Annotated in this window: 18 protein-coding genes and 2 pseudogenes; 13 read left to right on the top strand and 7 right to left on the bottom strand. The window is 73.8% G+C overall.

The genetic code is table 11. The features are described 5' to 3' along the window. Window positions 1–10: 10 nt before the first annotated feature. Complete coding sequence (gene trpD, locus ACWD35_RS27590; protein ID WP_451354000.1) at window positions 11–1,063, bottom strand: anthranilate phosphoribosyltransferase; 1,053 nt, start codon at window positions 1,061–1,063, stop codon at window positions 11–13. Window positions 1,064–1,171: 108 nt separating this feature from the next. Between trpD and ACWD35_RS27585 the strand changes: the two genes are divergently transcribed. The 6 genes from ACWD35_RS27585 to ACWD35_RS27560 all read left to right on the top strand — a co-directional run bounded on the left by ACWD35_RS27585 (window position 1,172) and on the right by ACWD35_RS27560 (window position 7,337). Next, entirely contained in the window at window positions 1,172–2,092 is a 921-nt protein-coding gene (locus ACWD35_RS27585) for an NAD(P)H-hydrate dehydratase (RefSeq protein WP_451353999.1), read from the top strand. 81 nt (window positions 2,093–2,173) lie between these two features. Further along, window positions 2,174–3,301 (top strand): hypothetical protein, encoded by a 1,128-nt coding sequence (locus ACWD35_RS27580; protein WP_451353998.1) that lies wholly within the window; start codon window positions 2,174–2,176, stop codon window positions 3,299–3,301. Next, complete coding sequence (locus tag ACWD35_RS27575; RefSeq protein WP_451353997.1) at window positions 3,301–4,848, top strand: AMP-binding protein; 1,548 nt, start codon at window positions 3,301–3,303, stop codon at window positions 4,846–4,848. Before ACWD35_RS27580 ends, ACWD35_RS27575 begins: the two co-directional genes overlap by 1 nt. Continuing rightward, a complete protein-coding gene (locus tag ACWD35_RS27570) occupies window positions 4,835–5,479 on the top strand; it encodes a hypothetical protein (protein WP_451353996.1) in 645 nt (214 codons plus the stop codon). Before ACWD35_RS27575 ends, ACWD35_RS27570 begins: the two co-directional genes overlap by 14 nt. Continuing rightward, window positions 5,476–6,393: an NAD-dependent epimerase/dehydratase family protein gene (locus tag ACWD35_RS27565; protein WP_451353995.1), complete on the top strand. Its 918-nt coding sequence runs from the start codon at window positions 5,476–5,478 to the stop codon at window positions 6,391–6,393. Before ACWD35_RS27570 ends, ACWD35_RS27565 begins: the two co-directional genes overlap by 4 nt. Further along, a complete protein-coding gene (locus ACWD35_RS27560) occupies window positions 6,390–7,337 on the top strand; it encodes an aldo/keto reductase (protein WP_451353994.1) in 948 nt (315 codons plus the stop codon). The genes ACWD35_RS27565 and ACWD35_RS27560 overlap by 4 nt, the downstream gene beginning before the upstream one ends. Here the strand turns inward: ACWD35_RS27560 and ACWD35_RS27555 are convergent. Next, window positions 7,316–8,455, bottom strand: a complete 1,140-nt coding sequence (locus tag ACWD35_RS27555; RefSeq protein WP_451353993.1) for a hypothetical protein — start codon at window positions 8,453–8,455, stop codon at window positions 7,316–7,318. The two genes, ACWD35_RS27560 and ACWD35_RS27555, sit on opposite strands and share 22 nt — an antisense overlap. Before the next feature lie 41 nt (window positions 8,456–8,496). On the opposite strand from ACWD35_RS27555, the gene ACWD35_RS27550 reads away from it, so the two are divergent. Continuing rightward, window positions 8,497–9,207, top strand: coding sequence for a PIG-L deacetylase family protein (locus ACWD35_RS27550; RefSeq protein ID WP_451353992.1), 711 nt, complete (start codon window positions 8,497–8,499; stop codon window positions 9,205–9,207). On the opposite strand, the gene ACWD35_RS27545 is transcribed toward ACWD35_RS27550, so the two are convergent. Then, window positions 9,155–9,634: an NUDIX hydrolase gene (locus ACWD35_RS27545; RefSeq protein WP_451353991.1), complete on the bottom strand. Its 480-nt coding sequence runs from the start codon at window positions 9,632–9,634 to the stop codon at window positions 9,155–9,157. The two genes, ACWD35_RS27550 and ACWD35_RS27545, sit on opposite strands and share 53 nt — an antisense overlap. 170 nt (window positions 9,635–9,804) lie before the next feature. On the opposite strand from ACWD35_RS27545, the gene ACWD35_RS27540 reads away from it, so the two are divergent. The 6 genes and pseudogenes from ACWD35_RS27540 to ACWD35_RS27515 form a co-directional block, all read left to right on the top strand. Next, window positions 9,805–11,208 carry a hypothetical protein gene (locus ACWD35_RS27540; protein ID WP_451353990.1) on the top strand — a complete coding sequence of 468 codons (1,404 nt, stop codon included), beginning with the start codon at window positions 9,805–9,807 and terminating at the stop codon, window positions 11,206–11,208. After that, window positions 11,205–11,729 carry a GNAT family N-acetyltransferase gene (locus ACWD35_RS27535; RefSeq protein WP_451353989.1) on the top strand — a complete coding sequence of 175 codons (525 nt, stop codon included), beginning with the start codon at window positions 11,205–11,207 and terminating at the stop codon, window positions 11,727–11,729. Before ACWD35_RS27540 ends, ACWD35_RS27535 begins: the two co-directional genes overlap by 4 nt. Before the next feature lie 90 nt (window positions 11,730–11,819). Then, window positions 11,820–12,068, top strand: a complete 249-nt coding sequence (locus tag ACWD35_RS27530; RefSeq protein WP_451353988.1) for a hypothetical protein — start codon at window positions 11,820–11,822, stop codon at window positions 12,066–12,068. 481 nt (window positions 12,069–12,549) lie between these two features. Then, the gene (locus ACWD35_RS27525; RefSeq protein WP_451353987.1) at window positions 12,550–16,263 is read left to right on the top strand and encodes a hypothetical protein; all 3,714 of its coding nucleotides are present in this window, start codon (window positions 12,550–12,552) and stop codon (window positions 16,261–16,263) included. Next, window positions 16,263–16,490, top strand: a pseudogene (locus ACWD35_RS27520) (NUDIX domain-containing protein); the annotation flags it as partial. The gene ACWD35_RS27525 and the pseudogene ACWD35_RS27520, both read left to right, overlap by 1 nt. A 32-nt stretch (window positions 16,491–16,522) precedes the next feature. Next, a pseudogene (locus tag ACWD35_RS27515) lies at window positions 16,523–17,047 on the top strand (cation transporter); the annotation flags it as partial. 128 nt (window positions 17,048–17,175) lie between these two features. On the opposite strand, the gene ACWD35_RS27510 reads toward ACWD35_RS27515, so the two are convergent. Genes ACWD35_RS27510 through ACWD35_RS27495 form a run of 4 tightly spaced genes read right to left on the bottom strand, consistent with a single transcriptional unit; the run spans window position 17,176 to window position 20,388 of the window. Further along, entirely contained in the window at window positions 17,176–17,757 is a 582-nt protein-coding gene (locus ACWD35_RS27510; RefSeq protein WP_451353986.1) for a class I SAM-dependent methyltransferase, read from the bottom strand. Further along, entirely contained in the window at window positions 17,757–19,034 is a 1,278-nt protein-coding gene (locus ACWD35_RS27505; protein WP_451353985.1) for an MFS transporter, read from the bottom strand. The genes ACWD35_RS27510 and ACWD35_RS27505 overlap by 1 nt, the downstream gene beginning before the upstream one ends. Then, entirely contained in the window at window positions 19,031–19,507 is a 477-nt protein-coding gene (locus ACWD35_RS27500; protein ID WP_451353984.1) for an NUDIX domain-containing protein, read from the bottom strand. Before ACWD35_RS27500 ends, ACWD35_RS27505 begins: the two co-directional genes overlap by 4 nt. Beyond that, on the bottom strand, window positions 19,504–20,388 hold the full coding sequence (locus ACWD35_RS27495) for a phosphotransferase (RefSeq protein WP_451353983.1): 885 nt from the start codon (window positions 20,386–20,388) through the stop codon (window positions 19,504–19,506). The genes ACWD35_RS27500 and ACWD35_RS27495 overlap by 4 nt, the downstream gene beginning before the upstream one ends. Window positions 20,389–20,473 lie beyond the last annotated feature (85 nt).

Raw genomic sequence — 20,473 nt, 5'->3', positions numbered from 1 at the left:
GGGGAGGGGGTCAGCGCGGCTGGGCGAGCTTGGAGGCGAGCTTGGTCCAACGGGCGAGCAGGTCGGCGGCGGCTCCGCTGTCGATGGCGGCGCGGGCCCGGTCCAGGCCGTCGGCGAAGGCGTCCTCGAGTCCGGCGGCGGCGTTGTGGGCGGCGAGCGCTCCGGCGGAGTTGGCGAGGACGGCATCGCGGGCGGCACCCGGGGCGCCGGCGAGCACGGTGTGGACGGCGTCAGCGTTGTAGGCGGCGTCCCCGCCGCGCAGTGCGTCCGGGGCGGGGCGGTGCAGACCGAAGCGGGCGGTGTCGAACGTGGACTTGTGCACGCCGGTCTCGTCGGTGCTCCACACGTCGGTGACGTCGGCGGTGGTGATCTCGTCCAGGCCGTCGTGGCCGCGGACGACGAGCGCCCGGGTGCCCCGGTCGGCGAGCACGGTGGCCAGGACGGGGGCGAGCTGGAGGTTGGAGCAGCCGACCAGGGCGGCGCCGGGGCGTGCCGGGTTCGTCAGCGGGGCGATGTAGTTGACGGCGGTGGGCACGCCGAGGGTGCGGCGCACGGGGGAGGCGTGACGCAGGCCCCGGTGGAAGGCTGGGGCGAAGGTGAAGCCGATGCCGACCTCGGTGACGCAGCGGGCGACCTGCTCGGGGCCGAGGGTGAGCGGTACGCCGAGTTGTTCCAGGACGTCGGCGGAGCCGCTCTTGCTGGAGACCGAGCGGCCGCCGTTCTTGACCACCGGCACGCCGGCGGCGGCGGTGACGATCGCGGCCATGGTGGAGATGTTGACGGTGTGGGCGCCGTCGCCGCCGGTGCCGACGATGTCGAGCATGCCGGTGCCGTCGACGGGCAGGGGGACGACGCGCTCCATGAGGGCGTCGAGCAGGCCGCTGAGCTCGGCGGGGCTCTCGCCCTTGGCGCGCAGGGCGACGAGGAAGCCGGCGAGGGCGGCGGGCTCGTGGTCGTCGTCCATGACCGCGCGCATTGCCCACCTGGTGTCGTCCGCCGTCAGGTCCTCGCCGCGCAGCAGGGTGGCGAGCAGGTGCGGCCAGGTACGGGTGGATGCGGTCACGAAGGTCCCCTCGAAGCGGCCCGGCGCCGGGGGCTGGCGCGGGTGTCGCTTCCGAGCCTAGCGACTGACGGATCGTCATACGGCCAGGTTCGCGAGGGCGCCGTACCGGTGGACGCGTTCGCCGCCCGGGAGTTGGCGCTGCGGGCGGCCGCGGTGGCCGACGGGGGAGTGAAGGGCGACGGCGGGCTGGTGCTGGTGATCGGCGGCTCGCGCGAGTACCCCGCTCCGCCGTACGTGTCGGCGTTGGCGGCCCGCCGGGCCGGGGCGCACGGCGTGCGGGTCGCCGCACCGCCCGCACCGGCGGCACAGCAGGTTGCTCTGGAAGCCCACCTGATCGCGGGGCTGGGGCCCGAGCTGGACGCCGCGGCGGTGGACACCGTGGCCGGGGTGTCGCAGCGGATGGCCCAGGGCCTCGCGCAGACGGCGGCGCGGGGCCGGGTGGTGTGGCTGGTGGGCCCCGGGCTGGGCGGCAGTGCGCTGGCAGGGAAGGTGCTCGACGCCGTGGAAGAGGCCCGGGAGCGCGATCGGGGCGCGGCGCTGGTGATCGACGGCTCGCTGGGCGGCGGCCCCCGTGCCCGGCAGCGCCTGCGGCGCCTCGGCGCCGACCTGGTGCTGCTCAACCGCGCCGAGGCCCACGCCCTCCTTGCTGCCCCCGGCCCGCCCGCCCCGGTCCGGGGCGATGCGGTCAGCTGGGCAGCGCTGGCCGACGCGGCCCGGGAGACCGGCGCGGTGCTGGTGGCCAAGGGCGATCCGGACCGGATCACGGACGGCACCCGGAACCGGCTGGTGCCCGCCGGGCACCCGGGCCTGGCCCGGCACGGCACGGGAGACGTCCTCGCCGGCGTCGCCGCCGCGCTGCTCGCCCAGACGCTGGCGCCCGCCGACGCGGCGGCGCTGGCCTGCCACCTGGTCGGCACCGCCGGTGAGGTGCTGGCCCGCACGGCGGGGCCGGGCTGGCTGACCGGCGACCTCCTGGACACGGTCGCCCCCGTGCTGCGCGACCTGCTCGCTGGCCCCGGCTCGCACTGACCCGCACTTCCCCTGCTCCTTCCGCCGCCGACGGCGGCGCCTTCGTCCTGCGCCCGACCTGACCTGTTTGGAGAGATCGCGATGACCCTTGTCCACGACCAGCCCGCCCTTGTGGCGGTGGGGCAGTTGAGCCGAACAGCCGGCGAGCACCGGGAGTTCGGGGAGCGGCACGGGACGCTGCACCCGCGGGTGTGGGAGGCGCTGACCGCGTCGGCGCTGCCCCGGGCCGCGGTGCCCGCGGACTGCGGCGGCCTCCAGTGGGACGTGCCGCAGATCCTCGCGGCGGTGCACGAGGTCGCCCTCGCGGACCCCGCAGCCGGATGGGTGGCGGCGATCCACGGCCCGGCCGGGGTGTTCCTGTCGCGCCTGCCGGCGCAGGTGGCCCGCGACCTGGCCGGCGATGCCCCGGTGGTCGCCGGCTCCTCGGTGCCGGTCGGCCGAGCCGAACGCGATGGCGAGGGAGTTCGGCTGCGGGGGCGCTGGCCGCTGGTCACCGGCGCACCGGCGATGACCCTGGCTGCTCTCGCGGCCCCGGCCGACAGCGGCGGCGCGGCGGGCACCCGCTGGTGGCTCGTCCCGCGCGGCCAGCTGTCCGTCGAGAAGGACTGGGACGCGTTCGGGCTGCGAGGCAGCGCCTCCTACACCGTCGAGTGCGACACCCTGGTGCCGCCCGCACACAGCATCAGCCTGACCGACCCGCCGCTGGTGGACGGGGCGCTGTACCGCTACCCCCTCTACGGGCTGCTGGCCGGGTGCATCGCCGAGGTCGCCCGCGCGAGCGGCGAGCGGGCCCTGGCCGCGTTCGCCGCCCTCGCCTCGACCACCGCCTCCCGCTACGGCAGCGGGCCGCTGGCCAGCCAGCCCGCCGTCCAGGCGGCCTTCGACCAGGCCGACGGCCGAATCCGTGCCGCGGCCGGCCTGCTGGACGCGGCAACCGCTGCCGCGTGGAGCAGCGCGCTGGCCGGCCAGGTCAGCCCCGGACAGCGGGCTCTGCTGCGCACTGCCTGCTGCCAGATGGCCGAGGCCGCCGAGGCCGCGTGCCGCACGCTGTTCGACGCCGCCGGGGCGGCCGCGATCCACCGCGCCGCAGGCCTGGAGGGCTGCTGGCGCGACGCCCTGACGATCTCCCGGCACGCCCTGGTCGCCGCCCGCGGCCGCCAGCTCGCCGGAGCCCACCGCCTGACCGCCGCCACCGCTGGGGAACTGTGATGGACGACCGCCTCCTGCCGCGCTTCCTCGCCCACCCGGGCAGGCGGCCCGCCGTCGTCGGCCTGGACGGCGCCGTCTGGACGTTCGACGAAGTGCTGGGCCGGGCACTGACCCTCGCCCGGCAGTTACGGGCCACCACCGAGGTGACGGGGCGCGTCGTGCTGCTGCGCACCGGGCCGGGCGCGCTGTTCAGCGTCGCGGACCTGGCCGTGCTCCTGGCCGGCGGCGTGCCCGCCGTCCTGCCGGACCTGGCCCCTGAGCAGCTCGCCGCGCTGTGGCCGGTGGTGGAGCCCGCCACCATCGTCGACACCGTCGGCGACCGGGCGCTCGCCGACATCGCCGGCCGCGCCGGGACGCCGGTGCACGTGGTGGACGAGCGCAACACCCGGCCTGGCGGCACCCCCGCCCAGTGGCGCACGGTGGCCCGCCGCATGGCCGGGCGCCGCCTGGAGCAGACCGCGGCGATCGTGTTCACCTCCGGCACCACCGGAGTGCCGCGCGCCGTCGCCCTGACCGAAGCGGCGCTGGTGCGCGGAACCGACACCTGGACCGCGCTCTGGGGTACTCGCCCAGTCCGGACCCTGTCCTACCTGCCTGTTTCGCACATCGCCCAGCGGATCATGGGCCACACCTTGATGTGCCTGTACGGGACCACCCTGGTCACCTCCACACCCCAGCGCCTCGAAGAGGACCTGGTCCGGCACCGGGCGGACACCCTGCTCGGTGTCCCTCACATCTGGGCCCGCCTGGCGGCCGCCTGCGAGCAGCCAGGCGACGGCGGCCGGCTGCTGCGGCAGGCCCTGAGCGGGGTGCGTACCGCCGTCAACGGCGCCTCCGCCCTCGACCCCGCGGTCGCCGGCGCCCTCCACCGGCACGCGGGGCTGCGGATCAGCGGTGCCTACGGGGCGACCGAGACCACTGTGCCGGCCTTCCACCAGGACGACGCCACGCTCCCTGGGCTGGGCCGTCCGGTCGGCGTGGAGCACCGGATCGACGATGACGGGCAACTCCTGCTGCGCGGACCGAACTTGGCTGCCGGGTACGTCGAGCGGTGGCCTCACCTGATCCCGGTCACAGGCCCCGACGGCTGGCTGCACACCGGCGACCGGGTGAGCTGCGACGAGAGCGCGACGGGAGAACTGCGGATCAGCGGCCGGATCGGGTCGGCGTTCAAGACCGGCGCGGGCGTGATGATCCACCCCGAGCCGGTCGAGGCCCACCTGCTCGCCCATCCCCGGGTCGACGCCGCGTGCCTGCTCGGCCCCGGCCTGCCCCGCGCCGTCGCCCTGGTCTCCGCCCCCTCCACCGCCGACTGGCTCCCCGGCGAGGTCGCCGCCCTGGAAGACCACCTCCAACGCGGCGTCGAGACCGCCCGGCGCAGCGGCGAGCTGCCCTACTGCGACCTTGCCGCCGTCCACGTCCTGCCTGACCGGTGGCCCGAGGAACTCCTGGTCACTTCCACCGGCAAGCCCCGCCGCGACCTGATCGCCGTCCGCTACAGCCACCTGCTTCCCCCGGATCTGGAGACCACCCGTGCGCTCGCCTGACCGACCCCGCCGCGTCCTGCTCGTCGACATGGGCGGCGTCTTCTTCGACTACTCCTTCCTCAAGGCCATCAACGCGTGGGCCGCTGCCGCAGGGCAGGACCCGCAGCAGCTGCGGGACCGCTGGCTGATCGACGCGCCGTTCGACGCCTTCGAGCGCGGCGAGATCACACCCGCCGCGTACCTGGAGCACCTGCGCCACCTCCTGGCCGTCGACCTCGACGACGACCAGCTGGCGGCGGGCTGGAACGCGATCTACGGCACCACCGACCCCGCCCTGCTCGCCCTGCTCGCCGGCCCGGAGGTGCGCGGGCGCTTCGACGCCGTTGTCGGGGTCTCCAACACCAACGTGCTGCACGCCGCGTTCTGGCGTCGGCTGTTCCACGAGCAGCTGCCGGTGCTGGACGCGGTGCACTGCTCGCACGAGCTCGGCGCCACCAAACCCAGCACCGAGTTCTTCGACCACGTGGCCGCCGCCCACCGCACCACCCGCGAGCACCTCGTCCTCGTCGACGACATCGCCATCGTCACCGACGCCGCGACCGCACTCGGCCTGTACGCCCACACCTACCAGGGCCCCGCCGCCCTGGCCTCCTACCTCGACACCCTCGACACCGCCAAGGACCGCTCGTGAACCTGCTGATCACCGGCGCGGCCGGCTTCATCGGCTCCGCCCTCACCACCGCCCTGCGCACCGCCGGGCACACCGTCACCGCGCTGGACGACCTGTCCGTCCCCTCGCCCCGGCCCCGACCCGACCACCTCGTCGAACGCGACGTTCGCGCCCTCACCCCCACCGACCTGGACGGCTTCCACACCATCGTCCACCTCGCCGCGCACAAGTCGGTGCCACGCTCGTTCGCCGTCGGCGGGTTCGAACACAACACGGCCGTGGACCGGCACATGATCCACACCTTCGCCGCCTCCGGAGCCGGCCGCCTCCTGCTCGCCTCCTCCTGCGAGGTCTACGGCGACCAGAACGGACCGCTCGCCGAACACGCTCCGCACCAGCCCCGCTCCCCATACGCGGCCGGGAAGGCCACCACCGAGCACCTCGCCGACATCTACCGCCAGCAGCTCGGCCCCGGCCGGCAGATCGGGGTGGCCCGCTTCTTCAACACGTACGGGCCGTGGGAGGACCCCGACGCGGTGGTCCCGGCGTTCATCGACGCCGCCTTCGCCGACCGGCCGCTGACGATCGAGGGCACCGGAACCCAGGCCAGGGACCTCACCCACATCGACACGACCACGGCCATGCTCGGCCGCATCCTGGCCGACGACCGGCCGCTGCTGCCCGTCGTCAACATCGGCTCGGGGCGGTCCATCACCGTCCTCGACCTGGCCCGGGCCGTCATCCGCGCCACCGGCCGCGGCTCCATCACCCACGTCCAGCCCCGGCCCAACGAGATCCGCTCCTTCACCGCCGACACGACCCTGTTCACCGCCACCTACGGCCCCCTCCCGGCGCAGCGGCCGTTCGAGGAGGTCCTCGCCGAAACCGCCCGCGTCCGCGCCCTCACCTGGACCCCGGCCGGAGCCGGGCGGTGACCCTCGCCCCCACCGGCGCCGCCACCCCGCTCGCGGGCGTGGCGGCGCTGGGCACCTTCGAGTTCGGCACCGCGGCGATCCCCGCCGACCAGGCCTGCCGCCTCCTGGACAGCTACCAGGAGCTCGGCGGCCGGCTCATCGACACCGCCCCCACCTACGGCCCCACCGGCACCGGCTTCCGGGCCGAGCCGCTGATCGGCGCCTGGCTGCGAGCGGCTGGCCCCGGCATGAGGGTGATCACCAAAGCCGGGCTCGACCCCGCCCGGCCCGGCCGCGGCGACCTGCGGCCCGAGGCCATCCTCGCCTCCGCCCGCCGCAGCGCCGAGCGCCTCGGCCAGGCCGCCGTCCTGCTGCTGCACCGCGACGATCCCACCACGCCGCTCGACGAGATCGCGGACGCGGCCGACCGGGCCGTCCGCGAAGGGGTCGCCGAGCAGGTCGGAGCCTCCAACTGGACCACCGCCCGCTTGAGCGCCTGGGCCGGCCACGCCGCCGCGGCCCGCCTGGCCGCCCCGGCGGTCATCGCCCCGCTGTGGAGCCTCATCCCCCGCGACGACCCGCCCGCCGAGCCGTGGCTCGTCGAAGCCGACCCCGGACACCTGGCCATGGCCGCGAAGTTCGGCATGACCGTCGTCCCCTACCGCACCCTCGCCGCCGGCTACCTGGCCGGCCGCCACAGCGGCCGCCACACCCACCACCACGCCGGCACCTACGACACCGCCCTGGGGCGCGAGCGCCGAGACCGGCTCCACCAGGTGGCGGCCGCGCTGGAGATGACCCCGCACGGCCTGGCCCTGGCCTACCTGCGCGCCCACCGGCCGGCCCCAGTGATCCCCGTCATCGGCCCCCGCACCCTCCAGCAGCTCGGCGAGAGCATGGCCGGCGCCGCGCAGGCCGGCCGCGTCACCCGCGAACTCGCCGCCTACCTCGAAGCCCGCCCATGACCGGCCCCGACACCCTCGCCCACCCCTGCTTCCAGCAGCCGGGCGAACCGCTCCGGCACCAGGCCTCGGCTATTGGCCTCGTACGGGAAGTGCCACGTCGCCCGCCGGCAGAAGTCCCGCAGATCGTGGCCGACCTCGTCCAGCACCCCGGCCACCGCCAGCGGCTCGGCGAAACCGAACACCGCCGACTCGCCGCCAGCCTGCCGCCGCTCCACCAACACCCTCGGCGCCTCGGTGTCCAGGCGTACCTGCCAGCAGCCGCCCCGGCCCGACACCTCCCACCCCGCCCGGGCGGCGCCGGGCAACTCGCGCACCACCAGGCCCTTGAAGGCGAGCCGCTCCAGCCAACCCGCCACCAGGGCGGCGACCGCCTCGCGGCGCTGCTGCGCGTCCAGGGCCTGCGGCCGCAGCTCGCGCTTGCCCACCGCGGGCACACCGGCCGCCAGCACCCCGGCGGGCAACGTCCGGGTCACCGTGGCGCTCGCAGCGACCACGGTTCCTTCACCCACCCGCACCCCGGGCAGCACCACCGACCTGAAGCCCAACCACACGGCATCGGCGAGCTCGACGCCCGCGAACGCCGCGCCGTGGCCGTCCCGTACCGGGTGCCCGGCGTGGTACCCGTGAGTGAAGACGGCGACCTCGGCACTGATCCCCACCTGGTTGCCGATCAGCACCGGCTCGGTGCAGTTCAGCGTCACGTCCGGCGCGATCTGGCAGCCGTCGCCGATCCGCACGATCGAGCGCTCCTCCATCGTCGCGCCCGCACCGATCCGCAGCCGCTGCCCCACGTAGGTGCCATGGCCGACCGTCAGCTCCCGGCACACCGCCTCCGAGCCCGCGTCCACCACCGAGCCCGCGCCGAGGCGGGCCGAGTCCGCGACCCACCACCGGCCACCGGCGCCGACCTGCGCGCCCGCGCCGAGCTCCAGCCGCGCCGACCGCAGATCGCAGCCCGGCCCCACCACCGCCCCGTCCGCCAGCACCAGGTCGTCGGCCACGATCACCGTGCCCTCCCCGATCCGCACCCCTTCCCCGATCCAGGCCCGCCCGACTTGCAAGTCGACACCGGGAAACCCCTCGGTCCGCACCAGCCCCACCCCTTTCTTTTCCGTCACCGGGCTCCGTGGCCCGAACCGATCCCTCAACAAGGAGCGCCGTGAACACGCCCCTGTCCGTGCTGGCCGTCGCCGCCCACGCCGACGACGAGACCCTGGGCGCCGGCGGCACCCTGGCCGAGCACGCCGCCGTCGGCGACCAGGTGCACGTCCTGGTCCTGAGCGCCAGCTCCTCCAGCCGTCCCGGTCACGACGACCTCGACCACCGCAGCACCTGCGTCCACCAGGCCGTCGCCCTCTACGGCGCCGACGTCGAGATCGCCGACCTGCCCGACAACGCCTTCGACACCGCGCCCCGGCTACAGGTCACCCAGACCGTCGAAGCGGCGATCCGGCGCTGGCAGCCAGCGATCGTCTACACCCACAGCAGCGCCGACCTGTCCCTGGACCACCGCATCACCGCCGAGGCCGTCGCCGCCGCCACCCGGCCCCAGCCCGGCCACCCGGTGACCACGGTCCTGGCCTGGGAGGTGCGCTCCGCCACCGAATGGGGAGAGCGGCCCTTCCACCCCTCCTGGTTCCAGCCCCTCACCCCCGCCGCGCTGGCCCTCAAGGAACAGGCCCTGGCGGTGTACGCCTCGGAGATGCGGCCCTGGCCGCACACCCGCTCCGCCGAAGCGGTCCTGGCCGCCGCCCGGCTGCGCGGAGCCCAGATCGGCCATGACGCCGCCGAGGCGTTCGAGGTGATCCGTCACACCGTCATCCGGCCGGCCGGAACCAGGCCCGTTCCCGCTCCTCCAGGCCGATCATGAGCAGCTCGCGAGTGCGCTCCCGCATCGGCGGCAGCGCGTCCGCGGGGAACCAGCCGACCTCGAGCGACTCGTCGTCGGCGACCCGGGCCACCTGGTCCGGCCCGTCGGGACGGCACGTGAAGACCAACTGCAGGTACTGCGCCCGGTGCCCGTTGGTGTGCACCACCTCGGGGGAGACCGTCACTCCGGCGAGGCGTTCCACTACCACGTTGATCCCGGTCTCCTCCTTCACCTCGCGCACGACTCCGTCGGCCGGCTCCTCGCCCGGGTCGAGGATGCCGCTGAGGATCGACCACTCCCCGGTGTCGGAGCGGCGGTGCAGCAGCACCCGCCCCGCATCCAGGACGACCGCGTTCACCCCCGGCAGCCAGAGCCCGTGGTCAGGGCCGACCAGAGCGCGCAACGCGGCAACGTACTCAGGGATCATGAAAGCCACCGTAGAACGTGAGGAAGTGGAAGGACCGGCACCTGCCCAGCCCATCACTACCGCACGGTGGCCGGCAGCGCCCCGCGCCGTGAAGGACGTGAAGTGGGCACGGCAAGCGTGAAATCCCGTGAAACTCCCCACTCCGACCGATTGTGACCTAACGTCATGGCGTGGTGACTGACATCGCCGCCGAGTCGGCGCACCTCGTGCTCGCCGATGCCCTGGACCATGCCAAGTGGTCGGCCCGCGAGCTGGTGAAGGCCATCAACCCGCGGCTGAACGCCATGGGACACCCCCCGGTCGACCTCACGGCGGGCTACAAGTGGCTGCGCGGGCACCTGCCCCGCTCACCCGCCGTACGCGACCTCGCAGCGGTGGTCCTGACCGAGGCGACCGGCCGGCGCTACACGTCGGCGGAGCTGTGGGGCCTGGACCAGCCCACCACCGAGACCGCCGAGACCGAGGAACTCCTCGGCCCCCTCCCTTTGGGGCACGTCCTGCGTACCGCAGCCGAGTGGACCAGCGGGTCCGTCGAGCCGGCGCTGGTCCACTCCGCCGCCTCCGAGTACCTCTCCGCGGCCGTCTGGGACGCCACCCGCCAACCCGCGGCCCCTCCGACCCCCGGGCTGGGCGACGGCGACTACGTTGCACCCGAGTTCGTCGACATGCTCTTCGAGCAGCTCGCCGCGCTGCGCCGCCTCGACGACCGCACCGGCGGCAGCCCCCTGAGCCAGCGCCAGGCCCGCATCGCCCTGCACGAGTCCTTGGTCCTCATCCACACCGGCCGCTACGACGCGGCCACCGGCAACCGCCTTCTTCGGCACGCCGCCAGCGCCGCGCAGCTTGCTGGCTGGATGACCTTCGACGCGGGCCTCGACCCGGCCGGCCACCGCTACCAGCTCCTGGCCATCCGGATCGCGCGCGCCGCCGGGGACACGAACACCGTCTCCAACGCCCTCGGAATGCTTGCCTACCAGCACGCCGCCGGCGGAAACCCGAGGCTGGCCCTGCGCTTCGCGCACGCCGCCGTCGAGCATTCCGCGAAGGCCGTCCCCCTGGTCCAGGCCCGGGCGTGGGGACGGCTCGCCACCGCCCACGCCGCCGCCGGCGACCTGGACGCCTTCCGCCGTGCCACCGACCGATGTCGGCGGTTGATCGGCCAGCGTCACAGCGACGACCCCCCCTCCCTGTACTACTTCACTCCCCAGCAGGTCGACGCCGAAGCGGGCCAGGCGCTCGTCGACCTCGCCGCCCACACCCGCGGGCGACGCTCCCTCCTGCTCACCGAAGCCGCCCAGCTCCTGAACCCGATCGCAGCCCAGGGAACAGCCACCGGCTACCGCCGCTCCGGACTTCTCCACGGAATCCACCTCGTCCGCGCCAGCATCGGGGCCCGGGACGCCGAAGCGACCGCCCACTGGATCACCGCCCTGGCCCCGACTCTCCCGCAGGTGCAGTCCATCCGGTGCCGCACCCTCCTCACCACGGTCCGCACAGCCGCCGGCCGCCAACTGCGTGCCGCCGGGCGCGGGGATGCGCTGGACGCCCTCCACGCGGCACTATCGACACCATGACGCTGCTCCAGGCCGCCCCTCAATGGACGCTCGCCGCCGTCCCGTATGGCACCGCCGACGCCCGCGCCCTCACCCGAGCCCTCCACCAGGAGCAGCTGGCAATCTACGGCAGCGCGGACGACCCCGAGGCCACCGACAGCGCGGAATTCGACGCCCCGCATGGCCAGTTCCTCCTCGCCCGCCTCGGAGACGGACCGGCCCTGGCCTGCGGAGGCTGGCGCACCCTCGATCCCTCGACAGCCGAGATCAAGCGGATGTACGTGGCCCCGGCCGCCCGAGGGCAAGGGCTTAGCCGCCGGATCCTCGCCGCGCTCGAACAAGATCTGCTCAACCGCGGCCACACCGAGGTCCTGCTGGAGACCGGCGTCCACAACATCGCCGCTCTCGCCCTGTACGCCGCCTGCGGCTACGCGGCGGTCCGCTCCTACGTCCCCGGCCGCAACCCCGACATCAACCGGGCACTGAAGAAGACCGTTTTGCAACCGGCGGCGCCCCACCTCCGCACCGGCCTGCCCACGTAGCCCGGCCCGGGCACCGCACTGCCCCTCTGTTCGTCCGGCGCTCGGTGCTCCAGGGCTGGCAGCTGGGAAGTGCTCTGCCAGGATGGCCGCATGAAGTGGAACGTCGAGGTGGACATCCTCGGGATCGGCCCGCGCATGCTGACCGTCGATCAACCCAGTGCATCCGACGCCCTGGAACACACCAAGTCGCGCATCAACGAGATGTTCCTGCGGCTGCCCGCCGGGATCGCCAGCTACACCGTCGCGGTGTTCGAGCCGGGGCACCGCACAGGAGACGCGTCTGTCTGCGCTGAGCGCATCACTCTGGTGACGGCGACTGGGCCTGCGGCTCGCGGCTGACGAACATCGTGGCGTCGACGGCGACGCCACGACGGCGAAGAACCAAGGAGGTCCCACCGACGGGGGATGCGGCGGGACCTCAACCCCTGACGCTACGCCGCAGGCCACCCTGGGGTCCACCGACTCGACGAGGTCATACCACGGACGCAGGCGCTCAGGCGGGCGTGGCAACCACGGGGGTGATGGCTGACGGAGCGCTGAACTCCGTGGCCAGGGCACCCATCCGGGGGTGTGGGCGGGGCGAGGACGGCTCGGCGACGTCGCCGCCCCCAGTCTGCACCCAGGCGTGAAGCCGGATCGGCGGTTCGAGTCGGACGCGACTCCGGTGGCACCAGCGGGCACCGAGTCGCCGGGAGCCGTACGCAGCCGGGCGGTCGGCATAATCGGCAAGGGGACTGGTCGAAGACCAGATTCCCCGGCGCCATGGGGTGCCCTCCTGCCAGGCTGACTTCACTACGATCGGCACAGGAACGGAACCACGATGGCCACGGCGCAGCAGCCCACGTCCGCGCAGCACCGGAGGGTGCGGTGGAAGCCCATCGACCAGGCGCTGGCTCGCTACTCGACCGAATCGCTGGTGGTGCTGCTGGAGACCGCGCTCGCCTCCCCGGGCTGCTCCCGCTTCCACGACCACCTGCTGCTCCTGTGGACCCGAGTCCTGCGAAGCCCTGCTCGGTCCGGGGAGCGGGCGTGCGCCGAGGATCTGCCGGGACTGGTCGACACTCTCGTCCGTGCTGCTCCCGGGCGCGGCACGCTGACGGAGGCGGAGCCGAACGACCTACGGGCGTTGGTGCGGTACGAGTTGGCGGGGGAGCGGTTGCTGGTTCACCCCGGGCAGCTCGATCACCCGGTGATGTTCCTTCGCTGCGCGGAGCTGACGGCGCGGGCGGTCGACGAGTCTGTGCTGGCCGTGCACGGTTTCACCCTCACCGACGTCCTGGAGCTCGTACTGCGCTGCACTGACCGGCTGGTGTCGGGTCTCGCGCCGGCGTGGCCCGAGGTGTACGACGACCGGTCTGCGCAGGACATCGCCTGTGGAATCAGCCCCGGCGAGTACGACGCCGCGCAGGAGCTGGCCGACCTGGACCCCGCCGAGATCGCCGCCGCGTGCCAGGAGTCGGATCGTGCCGCTCTCGCGCTCGCGTGGCTGACCTCGGACATCACCGCCATGCCGCTGCGTTACAACCCCAGAGCACCGCTCCTGGGGCCGGTGCTCGCCGTCGTCGCGCACGGCCGACGCTGGCTGGTCCCGGCCTCCGCCATGCTGAACAGCTTCGCCGCGGCCCTGGAGTGCCTTATCGCTAATGCCCCGGACGGGCCGGCCACCGAGGAGCGCCTCCAGGCGCTGACCGTGGACCGCGTCGGCCAGCTGCTGGGCCTGGACGGGGTGCCCACCCGGCCCGGGCCGGTGTGCGTGATCTCCTCGCCCACCCACCGCTACGACATCGCTGTCGTCAGCGCGCTCGCGGACGGCCTCCTGTCGGACCGGGTTGAGGAGGGCCGAGCCAAGCTCGCCGAACAACCGACCGGTCGGGGCCGGCTCGTGGTCTACGGCGGGCCCCGGGTGCTCGGGCCGGAGCTGATCCGTGACACCTGCTACCTGCACGTCGAAGAGCTCGCCGAGATCCTCGCCGATGCGGAAGGCGATCCGGCCCTGCTGGCCCTGTTCGTCCTGGAGCTCACCGAGCATCCCGGCGTCGACGCCGTCTTCCACCATGAACCGCTCGACGCGTGGAGCGCCTGGTCGCGCGCGGGCACGCTGCTGCTCCCCGGCCCGCCGCGCAACGAAGTCGCCGTCGTTCCGGCGGCCGGGGTCGACCTCACCTGGCAACGGGCCGCAGCCTGGGCCCGCCTGGACGACGTCCTCGCCACTGCCGCACTTCCGCCGGCTCTGCACTGGCGCTTCGCCCACCTCGTTGATCCCGACCTCGGCGTGCCCGGCACCCACGCCGACCTTCTCCAACCGGGCCCCGGCGAACTGCTGGTGCGGGTCAGCACCGATCCGCCGATGGCCATCATCGCCCGGCCCGGCCGCGGCCACGACGCCGTGCTCGACCTGGCCGCGATGACGGGGCTCGCCGACAGCATCCGCACCACCGTCACCGGATGCCCCTTGGTCGCCGAGCACTTCACCCTGCCTGACGGCGCCCCCGTCGTGATGCAGCTGACCGGGACCGCCCGCTCCTACCAGCCCCCGGCCACCGGCCCCGGCCCCGGTGGGGATGGGCCGGACGCAGGGGAGTGGCTGCCACTGCACGCCGGCGCGGATCCCGACCGGGCCTGGATCGGCATCGACTTCGACCCGCCGCTGCTGGCCGCCTTCACCGGCGACGGCCACCAGGGCCACCGGGTGCTCGGCCGGCTCCTGCACCACCTGGTCGAGCAGCTCCGCCGCGGCCGCAGCGCCGGAGACGGCACCGACCCGGAGGCGTTCGCCGAAGCCTGGAACACCGCACACCCGGTACTCCGCCTCACCGGCACCGCCACCTTCTGGCCCGCGACCGCCCCCCACTACACCCTGCCGCGCTCGCGCCACCTCCACGCCCGGGCCCTGCGCGGCGCGGCCACCGCCGTCCGCCATGCAGGCGTGCCGGTCGGAGCCTGGCGCGGTGCCGACGCCTACGCCCGGGGCGGCCCCGCCGAGCAGCTACTGCGCGCCCTTGAAGACGAGCTCACCCGGCAGATCCGATCCCACCAGCCCGATCTGGTCGACGAGCTGGCGCGGCAGCTGAACGCGGCCTGGAGCACCCGCACCCGCGGCCACCACGAGGTGACCGTGAACCTCGCCGCACCCTGGGCACAGAACTGGGCCCCGGAAGCCGGCCGCCGCCAGGCGGATGCCGCCACCGCCACCTCCGCCCTGCAACTGCTCCTCCAACAGGCGGTCACCGCCCCGCCCACCGGCCGCCGGCCCGTCGACGTCCTGGCCGTCGCCGAACTGGTCGCCTTGGCCGAGCTCGTACTGCACTGCGGCACCACCGCGGTCGCCGCCGCCCGCCGACTGCACGACCTCCACCTCGAGATCCACGCCAACGGCGTGTTCACCCTCACCGACACCGACACCGACCAGGCCCGCACGGCCGACCCAGACGCCGAACTGCTCCACCTCGGCTTCGACGCACAGGCGTACCAGCACGCCCGGCAGCAGCACTTCATCACCCAAGCCGCCACCGCCGCACCCGAACACCTCGACTCGGCCGCCGTGTTCGCCACAGTAGGGACCCGGGTCCGCGTCGACTTCACCGCGCCGCGCCTACCCGCTGGCAGCCAGCTCGCGGCGGCCGACCAGCTCCTCCAGCAGCACTGGGGCTTCGGATTCGCGGCGCTGGGGGCCGTGCTGGCAACCGCCGCCGACTGGCCGACCGGAACGGACGGCATCGCCGCCGTCACCACCGAGGACCTGGTCCACGAGACCGCCACTTGGGCGGCGCTGCCCGAACGCGAGCTGGCAGCCGCTGTTGACCGGCTGCGCCTGCACTCGGCCAATGCCGCACCTGCCGGAGCGCACGCCTACACCGAGGTCGAGCGCCGCATCCGGCCCGCCACCCATCCGCTGATCGAACACGGCGGCCGCCTGCTCCTGCTGCCCTGGCTCCTCCACACCTCCCAAGAGCTCTACGCCGCATACCTCCACGAGGGCCGCCTCCCGCACCCCGACCTGCCCCGGCCTGTCAGGGACTCCCTTCGTCGCCACCGACAGCAGCTCGACGAACGCCTGGAAGCCGACATCAGGGCCGTCGCTCGCGCAGCCGGCCTGCCCCACCGCTTCCGCCTCCTGGAGAAGACAGCCGCTCAACTCGGCATCCCCGGCCTCATCGGGGAGATCGACCTGCTCGTCGCCGACCCGGCCACCCGGCGCCTGTGGGTGATCGAGGCGAAGAACCCCGAAGGTGCGGTCGCCTCGCACGCCCTGCTCCAGCACGTGCAGCGCTTCACGGCCCGCTACCGTGACAAGCTCCTCGCCAAGGCCGCCACCATCACCACCCATGCCGCCGAGGCCGCCCTCGCCTGCCAGGCGCCCGGCGACCTGGACTGGGACGTCATCCCGCTGATGGTCACCCGCACCATCGAACCGGCCGGCTTTGTCGCCGACCCGAAGGTCGCCTTCACCACCGCCGACCACCTCGCCCAGGTCCTGACTTCTCCGGCGAGCCCACGTCCGGGGTGGAACAGCCCCGACGAAGGGAAAAGCTGATGCCAACCGCACTGGAGCGTGTCGACGTGGCCTACGCCCTGATCACCGACTCCACGGCCCAGCGGGTGCTCCTTGCCAGAGACCGTCGAAGCGGAAAGTGGGGACTGCCCGGCGGCCGGCGGAAGGATGGTGAGACCCTGCCCGAAGCCGCTGCCCGCGAGGCCTTGGAGGAAGCCGGTGTGATCGTGAACGTCGGCCCCCTCGTCCACGTCGGCGAACGGATCGCCGACGTCCACGACCTCTTCGCGGTCTTCCGCGCGAGGTCTCCTCCGCCACAGCTGTCGCCTGGCAGTTCTCCGCCCGCGACCACGCCGTCCGCGAAGCCCGCGAACAGCGCACCCTGCGGATCATCGCCGTCTCGTTCTTCGCGCTCGCGGCCTACGTGAGCGTCGACTCCGTCCGAGCCCTGACCGGCACCGGCGAAGCCGACCACTCGATCCCCGGCATCGTCCTCGCCGCGCTCTCCCTGGCGATCATGCCGTTCCTCTCCGCGGCCCAGCGCAAGGCCGGCCGCGAACTCGGCTCCGCCTCCGCCGTCGCCGACTCGAAGCAGACCCTGCTGTGCACCTACCTCTCCGCCGTGCTCCTGGTCGGCCTGCTGGCCAACCTGCTGCTCGGCTGGTCCTGGGCCGACCCGATCGCCGCCCTCGTCATCGCCGCCATCGCCGTGAAGGAAGGCCGCGACGCCTGGCAGGGCAAGGGATGCTGCGCGCCTACCGTTCATGCCCCTGCCGCGACGACCGAAGGAACTTGCGGTTGTGCAGAGGGCTGCAGCTGCTGCTGACGACCGTCCCCGAGGTCGGCCCGGATGCTTCGGGCCGACCTCGGCGCGTCTATTGCGCAACTTCTGATAGCCGGAACTACCAGCATGCTCGGTGGTCACCGGGTCCTCCATCAGATCGAGGGGCGGGGTCAGGGGCGCAAGGCGTAGCAGCGCAGGACGTCGAGGTCGGAGGTATGGACGGCGGACCAGCGCGCGGTGAGGAGTTCTGCCTGGACGGGGGTGATGCCGAGGTCCTGCAAGGGGTCGGTGGCGGGGCGGCGGCCGGCGATCTCGGCGACGACCCAGAAGATGCCGCCCGGGGCGAGGAGGCGGCGCACGCGGTTGAGGAAGGCGGCCTTGTCGTCGATCCACCGATAGACGAGCCGGCAGGTGATGGCCGCGTACGTCGGCTCCGGCAGGGTCCCGAGGTCGCCGGTCGTGAAGTCCATGCACTGCCAGACCGGAACGATGCCGGGCCCGGGGTCCTGGGCGGCGGCGAGCGCAATGGCGCTGGGGGAACAGTCGATGCCGGTCGTGCGGTAGCCGAGCTGGGCGAGGCGTCGGGCAAGAGCGCCGTCGCCGCAGCCGATGTCGAGGGCCGGGCGGGCGCGGCCAGGACCGAGGTGGTCCTCCAGCAGCTGGTTCTCGGTGTCGTCGAGCTGCCGGTAGCGGCGGCCTTCGGACCAGAGCGGTTCCCAGTAGGTCGCGGCTGCCGTGGACGTGGTGGTCATCAGGCTCCTTCGCGGGCGGGCGGCACGGCCGCGCGGGCGGGGATCTCCCGCAGCGCGCGGATGGGGGAGGCGAGCAACAGGACGACGGGTACGACCTGGAGGAGCGCGCCGACGGCGAGGGTGGCCCGGACATCGAGGAAGAGGACCAGGCCGCCGGCGGTGGCGGCGGCGAGCGGGCGGGCCCCGGCGGTGAGCGTGGTGCTGGCGGACTGCATCCGGCCTTGGAAGGCGGGGTCGCAGATGGCCTGGCGCAGGGAGCGCTGGCTGGTCCCTGACGCTGTCGCCCAGAACAACTGGCCGGCCAGCGTGGCGGCCAGGACGATCTGCCACCGCAGGCCGGGCCCGGCGCACAGCAGGGGCACCTGGGCGAGGGGGCTGACCGCGAACCCCACGATGATCGTGGGACCGATGCCGATCCGGGCGGCGATCCAGGGCGCGAGCAGCGCACCGGCCAATCCTCCGGCACCGCCGACGCCCATGATCACGCCGAACGCGGACGGGGACGCTCCAAGCCGGTCCAGCAGGTAGTACGCCCAGTAGGTGTTCATCACCGCCAGGCCGAAGGAGAGGGTCGACAGGGCGGCGATCACCGTGCGGATCGTGGGCTGCCGGGCCACGTAGCGCACGCCCTCGGCGATGTCCCGGGCCAGGCTCGTACGGGCGCGCGGCGCGGTGGCGGCCTCGGGGACGCTCATGCGCCAGATGAGCAGTGCGGAGACGACGAACGACAGGGCGTCGGCAAGGACAGAGCGGGCTGGACCGACGACCCCGACCAGGACGGCACCGGCGTTCGTGCCGGCGCTGTCGGCCACCGAGGACGCCGCGCCGATCTTCGAGTTCGCGTCGTGGAGCTGGCCCGGATCGACGAGGGCCGGCAGAAGGCTGATCGCCGCGGCGTCGCGCAGCACCTTGGCCGCCCCGAGCACGACCGCGACCGCGCACAGCTGTCCGACGGTGAGCGCGCCGGCGAGGGTGGCGGCCGGGATGGTCACCAGCGCGCCGGCCGCCGCCAGGTCCGAGGCGATCATCTGGGGTCGCTTGGGGTGCCTGTCGGACAGGGCCCCGGCCCACAGCGCGACCGCGTTCGGGAGCTGTCCGAAGAACGCGAGCACGGCGACCTCGGTGGTGGACGCGCGCAGCTCCAGCACGGCCAGCGCGGGTAGGGCGACGGTGCTCACCGCCGACCCGGACAGGGTCACGGCCTCACTGCCGAGCAGGAACCGGAAAGCGGGACTCGACCACGCGGTGGCTTTCGCGGCCCGGGCGGTGACCGTCACGGCGACTCACCGCCGCTGGTCAGCTCCGGGGCGACGACGTTGGCGTACCGAACTCCGGCGGCGAAGTGGCGCAGGACCTCATGGGTGAAGGGGTGGCAGTCGTCGGGTGGGCTGGCGGGATCGGCCCAGACCAGCTCGCTGTGGGTGTTCGGCTCCCGGTTGTACGGCTCGCCCTCCCACTCGCGCGCCAGGAACACCACACCGGTGACCCGTTCCCCGTCCGCGGCGTGCAGGTGGACGAGCTGGCAGAACTCGAGCCGGGCCGGAGTGATGAGGATGCCGGTCTCCTCGGCGAGTTCGCGTGCGGCGCCCTCGTCGAAGAACTCGCCGGCTTCGAGCCTGCCGCCGACGACGGTGAGCAGCCCGGGGGAGTGCCACGACCGCGGCTGGTGCCGGACGGTGAGAACCCGGCCGTCGGCTGGATGCTGGAGCAGGACCATGACGTGCGTGATGCTGCGGTGGACGTCGCTCACGGCCGGTCCTCCTTCATGAGCCGGTCCAGGGTGCGCCGGCCTCGGGCAGTGACCTCGGGATGGTCGTTGTCCGGGCCCCAGGCCAGGCAGTTGACCGCGTCCAGCGCGGTCAGGCAGCGCAGCGCGTGCCGTTCGGCGCCGGTGAGTTCTCGCCCGTACGACTGGAGGAATGCCTGCTGGCGGTCGGGGTGGTCGAGCCACTCGGTGACGGCGAGGATGACCAGGTCCTGCACGCGGGCGGCCGGTCGGGTTCGCTCGAAGTCGACGAGCGCGAGCCCCGCCTCGGACCACAGCCAGTTCCTCGGCTGGTTGTCGCCGTGGATGTAGCCGAGCGGCACCGGTCCGACGCGGCAGAGCTGGGCTGCGTAGTCGCGGACCAGCTGCTGCTCGTCCCCGGTGAGCCGGTCCCCGGCCCGGCCCAGGTACTTCTCCGCACCGTCGGCCGTGGCCACCAACGACGCCGCGGCCTCCGCCCGGTCGCGGGCGTCGAGTGCACCGGCTTCGTGGAGCCGGGCGCACAGCATGCCGGCCTGCGCGTGCACGGCCCGCCACGCGGCGGAGGTCAGGCCCATACCCGGCGCCGGAGCACCGGGCGCCACGGTGAGCAGCAACGCCAAGTCGTCGGTGCGGCTGTCGAGGAGATGGGGCGCCCGGTTGTGCCCGAGCGCGGGAACGACGCTTCGGTGGGCTCTGGTCTCACGGGTGAAGAACTTCACCGAGGGCGAGACCTTCACGTACCAGCGGGCCTCTCCCTCGCCGGTCAGCTCCCATACCCGGGAACGGTGCCAGTCGTGCGAGGCGTCGCGTACGGCCACGACCGGACCGGTTCGCTGCTCGGCCCAGCGTTGCACGGCGGTGGGCAGGGGTTTCGTCTGCCTCACGCCGTGCACCTCGCACTCGGGTGCGCAGGGTACGAGGAGCGGGAGGCGAAGGCGTCGGCAGCGGCGAGGGTTGGTGGCACGAGTG

The sequence above is a fragment of the Streptomyces sp. NPDC002671 genome, assembly GCF_053592475.1.
This window is presented reverse-complemented; position numbering and strand designations above follow the sequence as displayed.

Bases quoted from the DNA above. Each gene is read 5' to 3' on its own strand.
- ACWD35_RS27545 (WP_451353991.1), bottom strand. From the start codon at position 9,634: ATGATCCCTGAGTACGTTGCCGCGTTGCGCGCTCTGGTCGGCCCTGAC.
- ACWD35_RS27530 (WP_451353988.1), top strand. From the start codon at position 11,820: ATGAAGTGGAACGTCGAGGTGGACATCCTCGGGATCGGCCCGCGCATG.
- ACWD35_RS27580 (WP_451353998.1), top strand. From the start codon at position 2,174: ATGACCCTTGTCCACGACCAGCCCGCCCTTGTGGCGGTGGGGCAGTTG.
- ACWD35_RS27525 (WP_451353987.1), top strand. From the start codon at position 12,550: ATGGCCACGGCGCAGCAGCCCACGTCCGCGCAGCACCGGAGGGTGCGG.
- ACWD35_RS27535 (WP_451353989.1), top strand. From the start codon at position 11,205: ATGACGCTGCTCCAGGCCGCCCCTCAATGGACGCTCGCCGCCGTCCCG.
- ACWD35_RS27510 (WP_451353986.1), bottom strand. From the start codon at position 17,757: ATGACCACCACGTCCACGGCAGCCGCGACCTACTGGGAACCGCTCTGG.
- ACWD35_RS27575 (WP_451353997.1), top strand. From the start codon at position 3,301: ATGGACGACCGCCTCCTGCCGCGCTTCCTCGCCCACCCGGGCAGGCGG.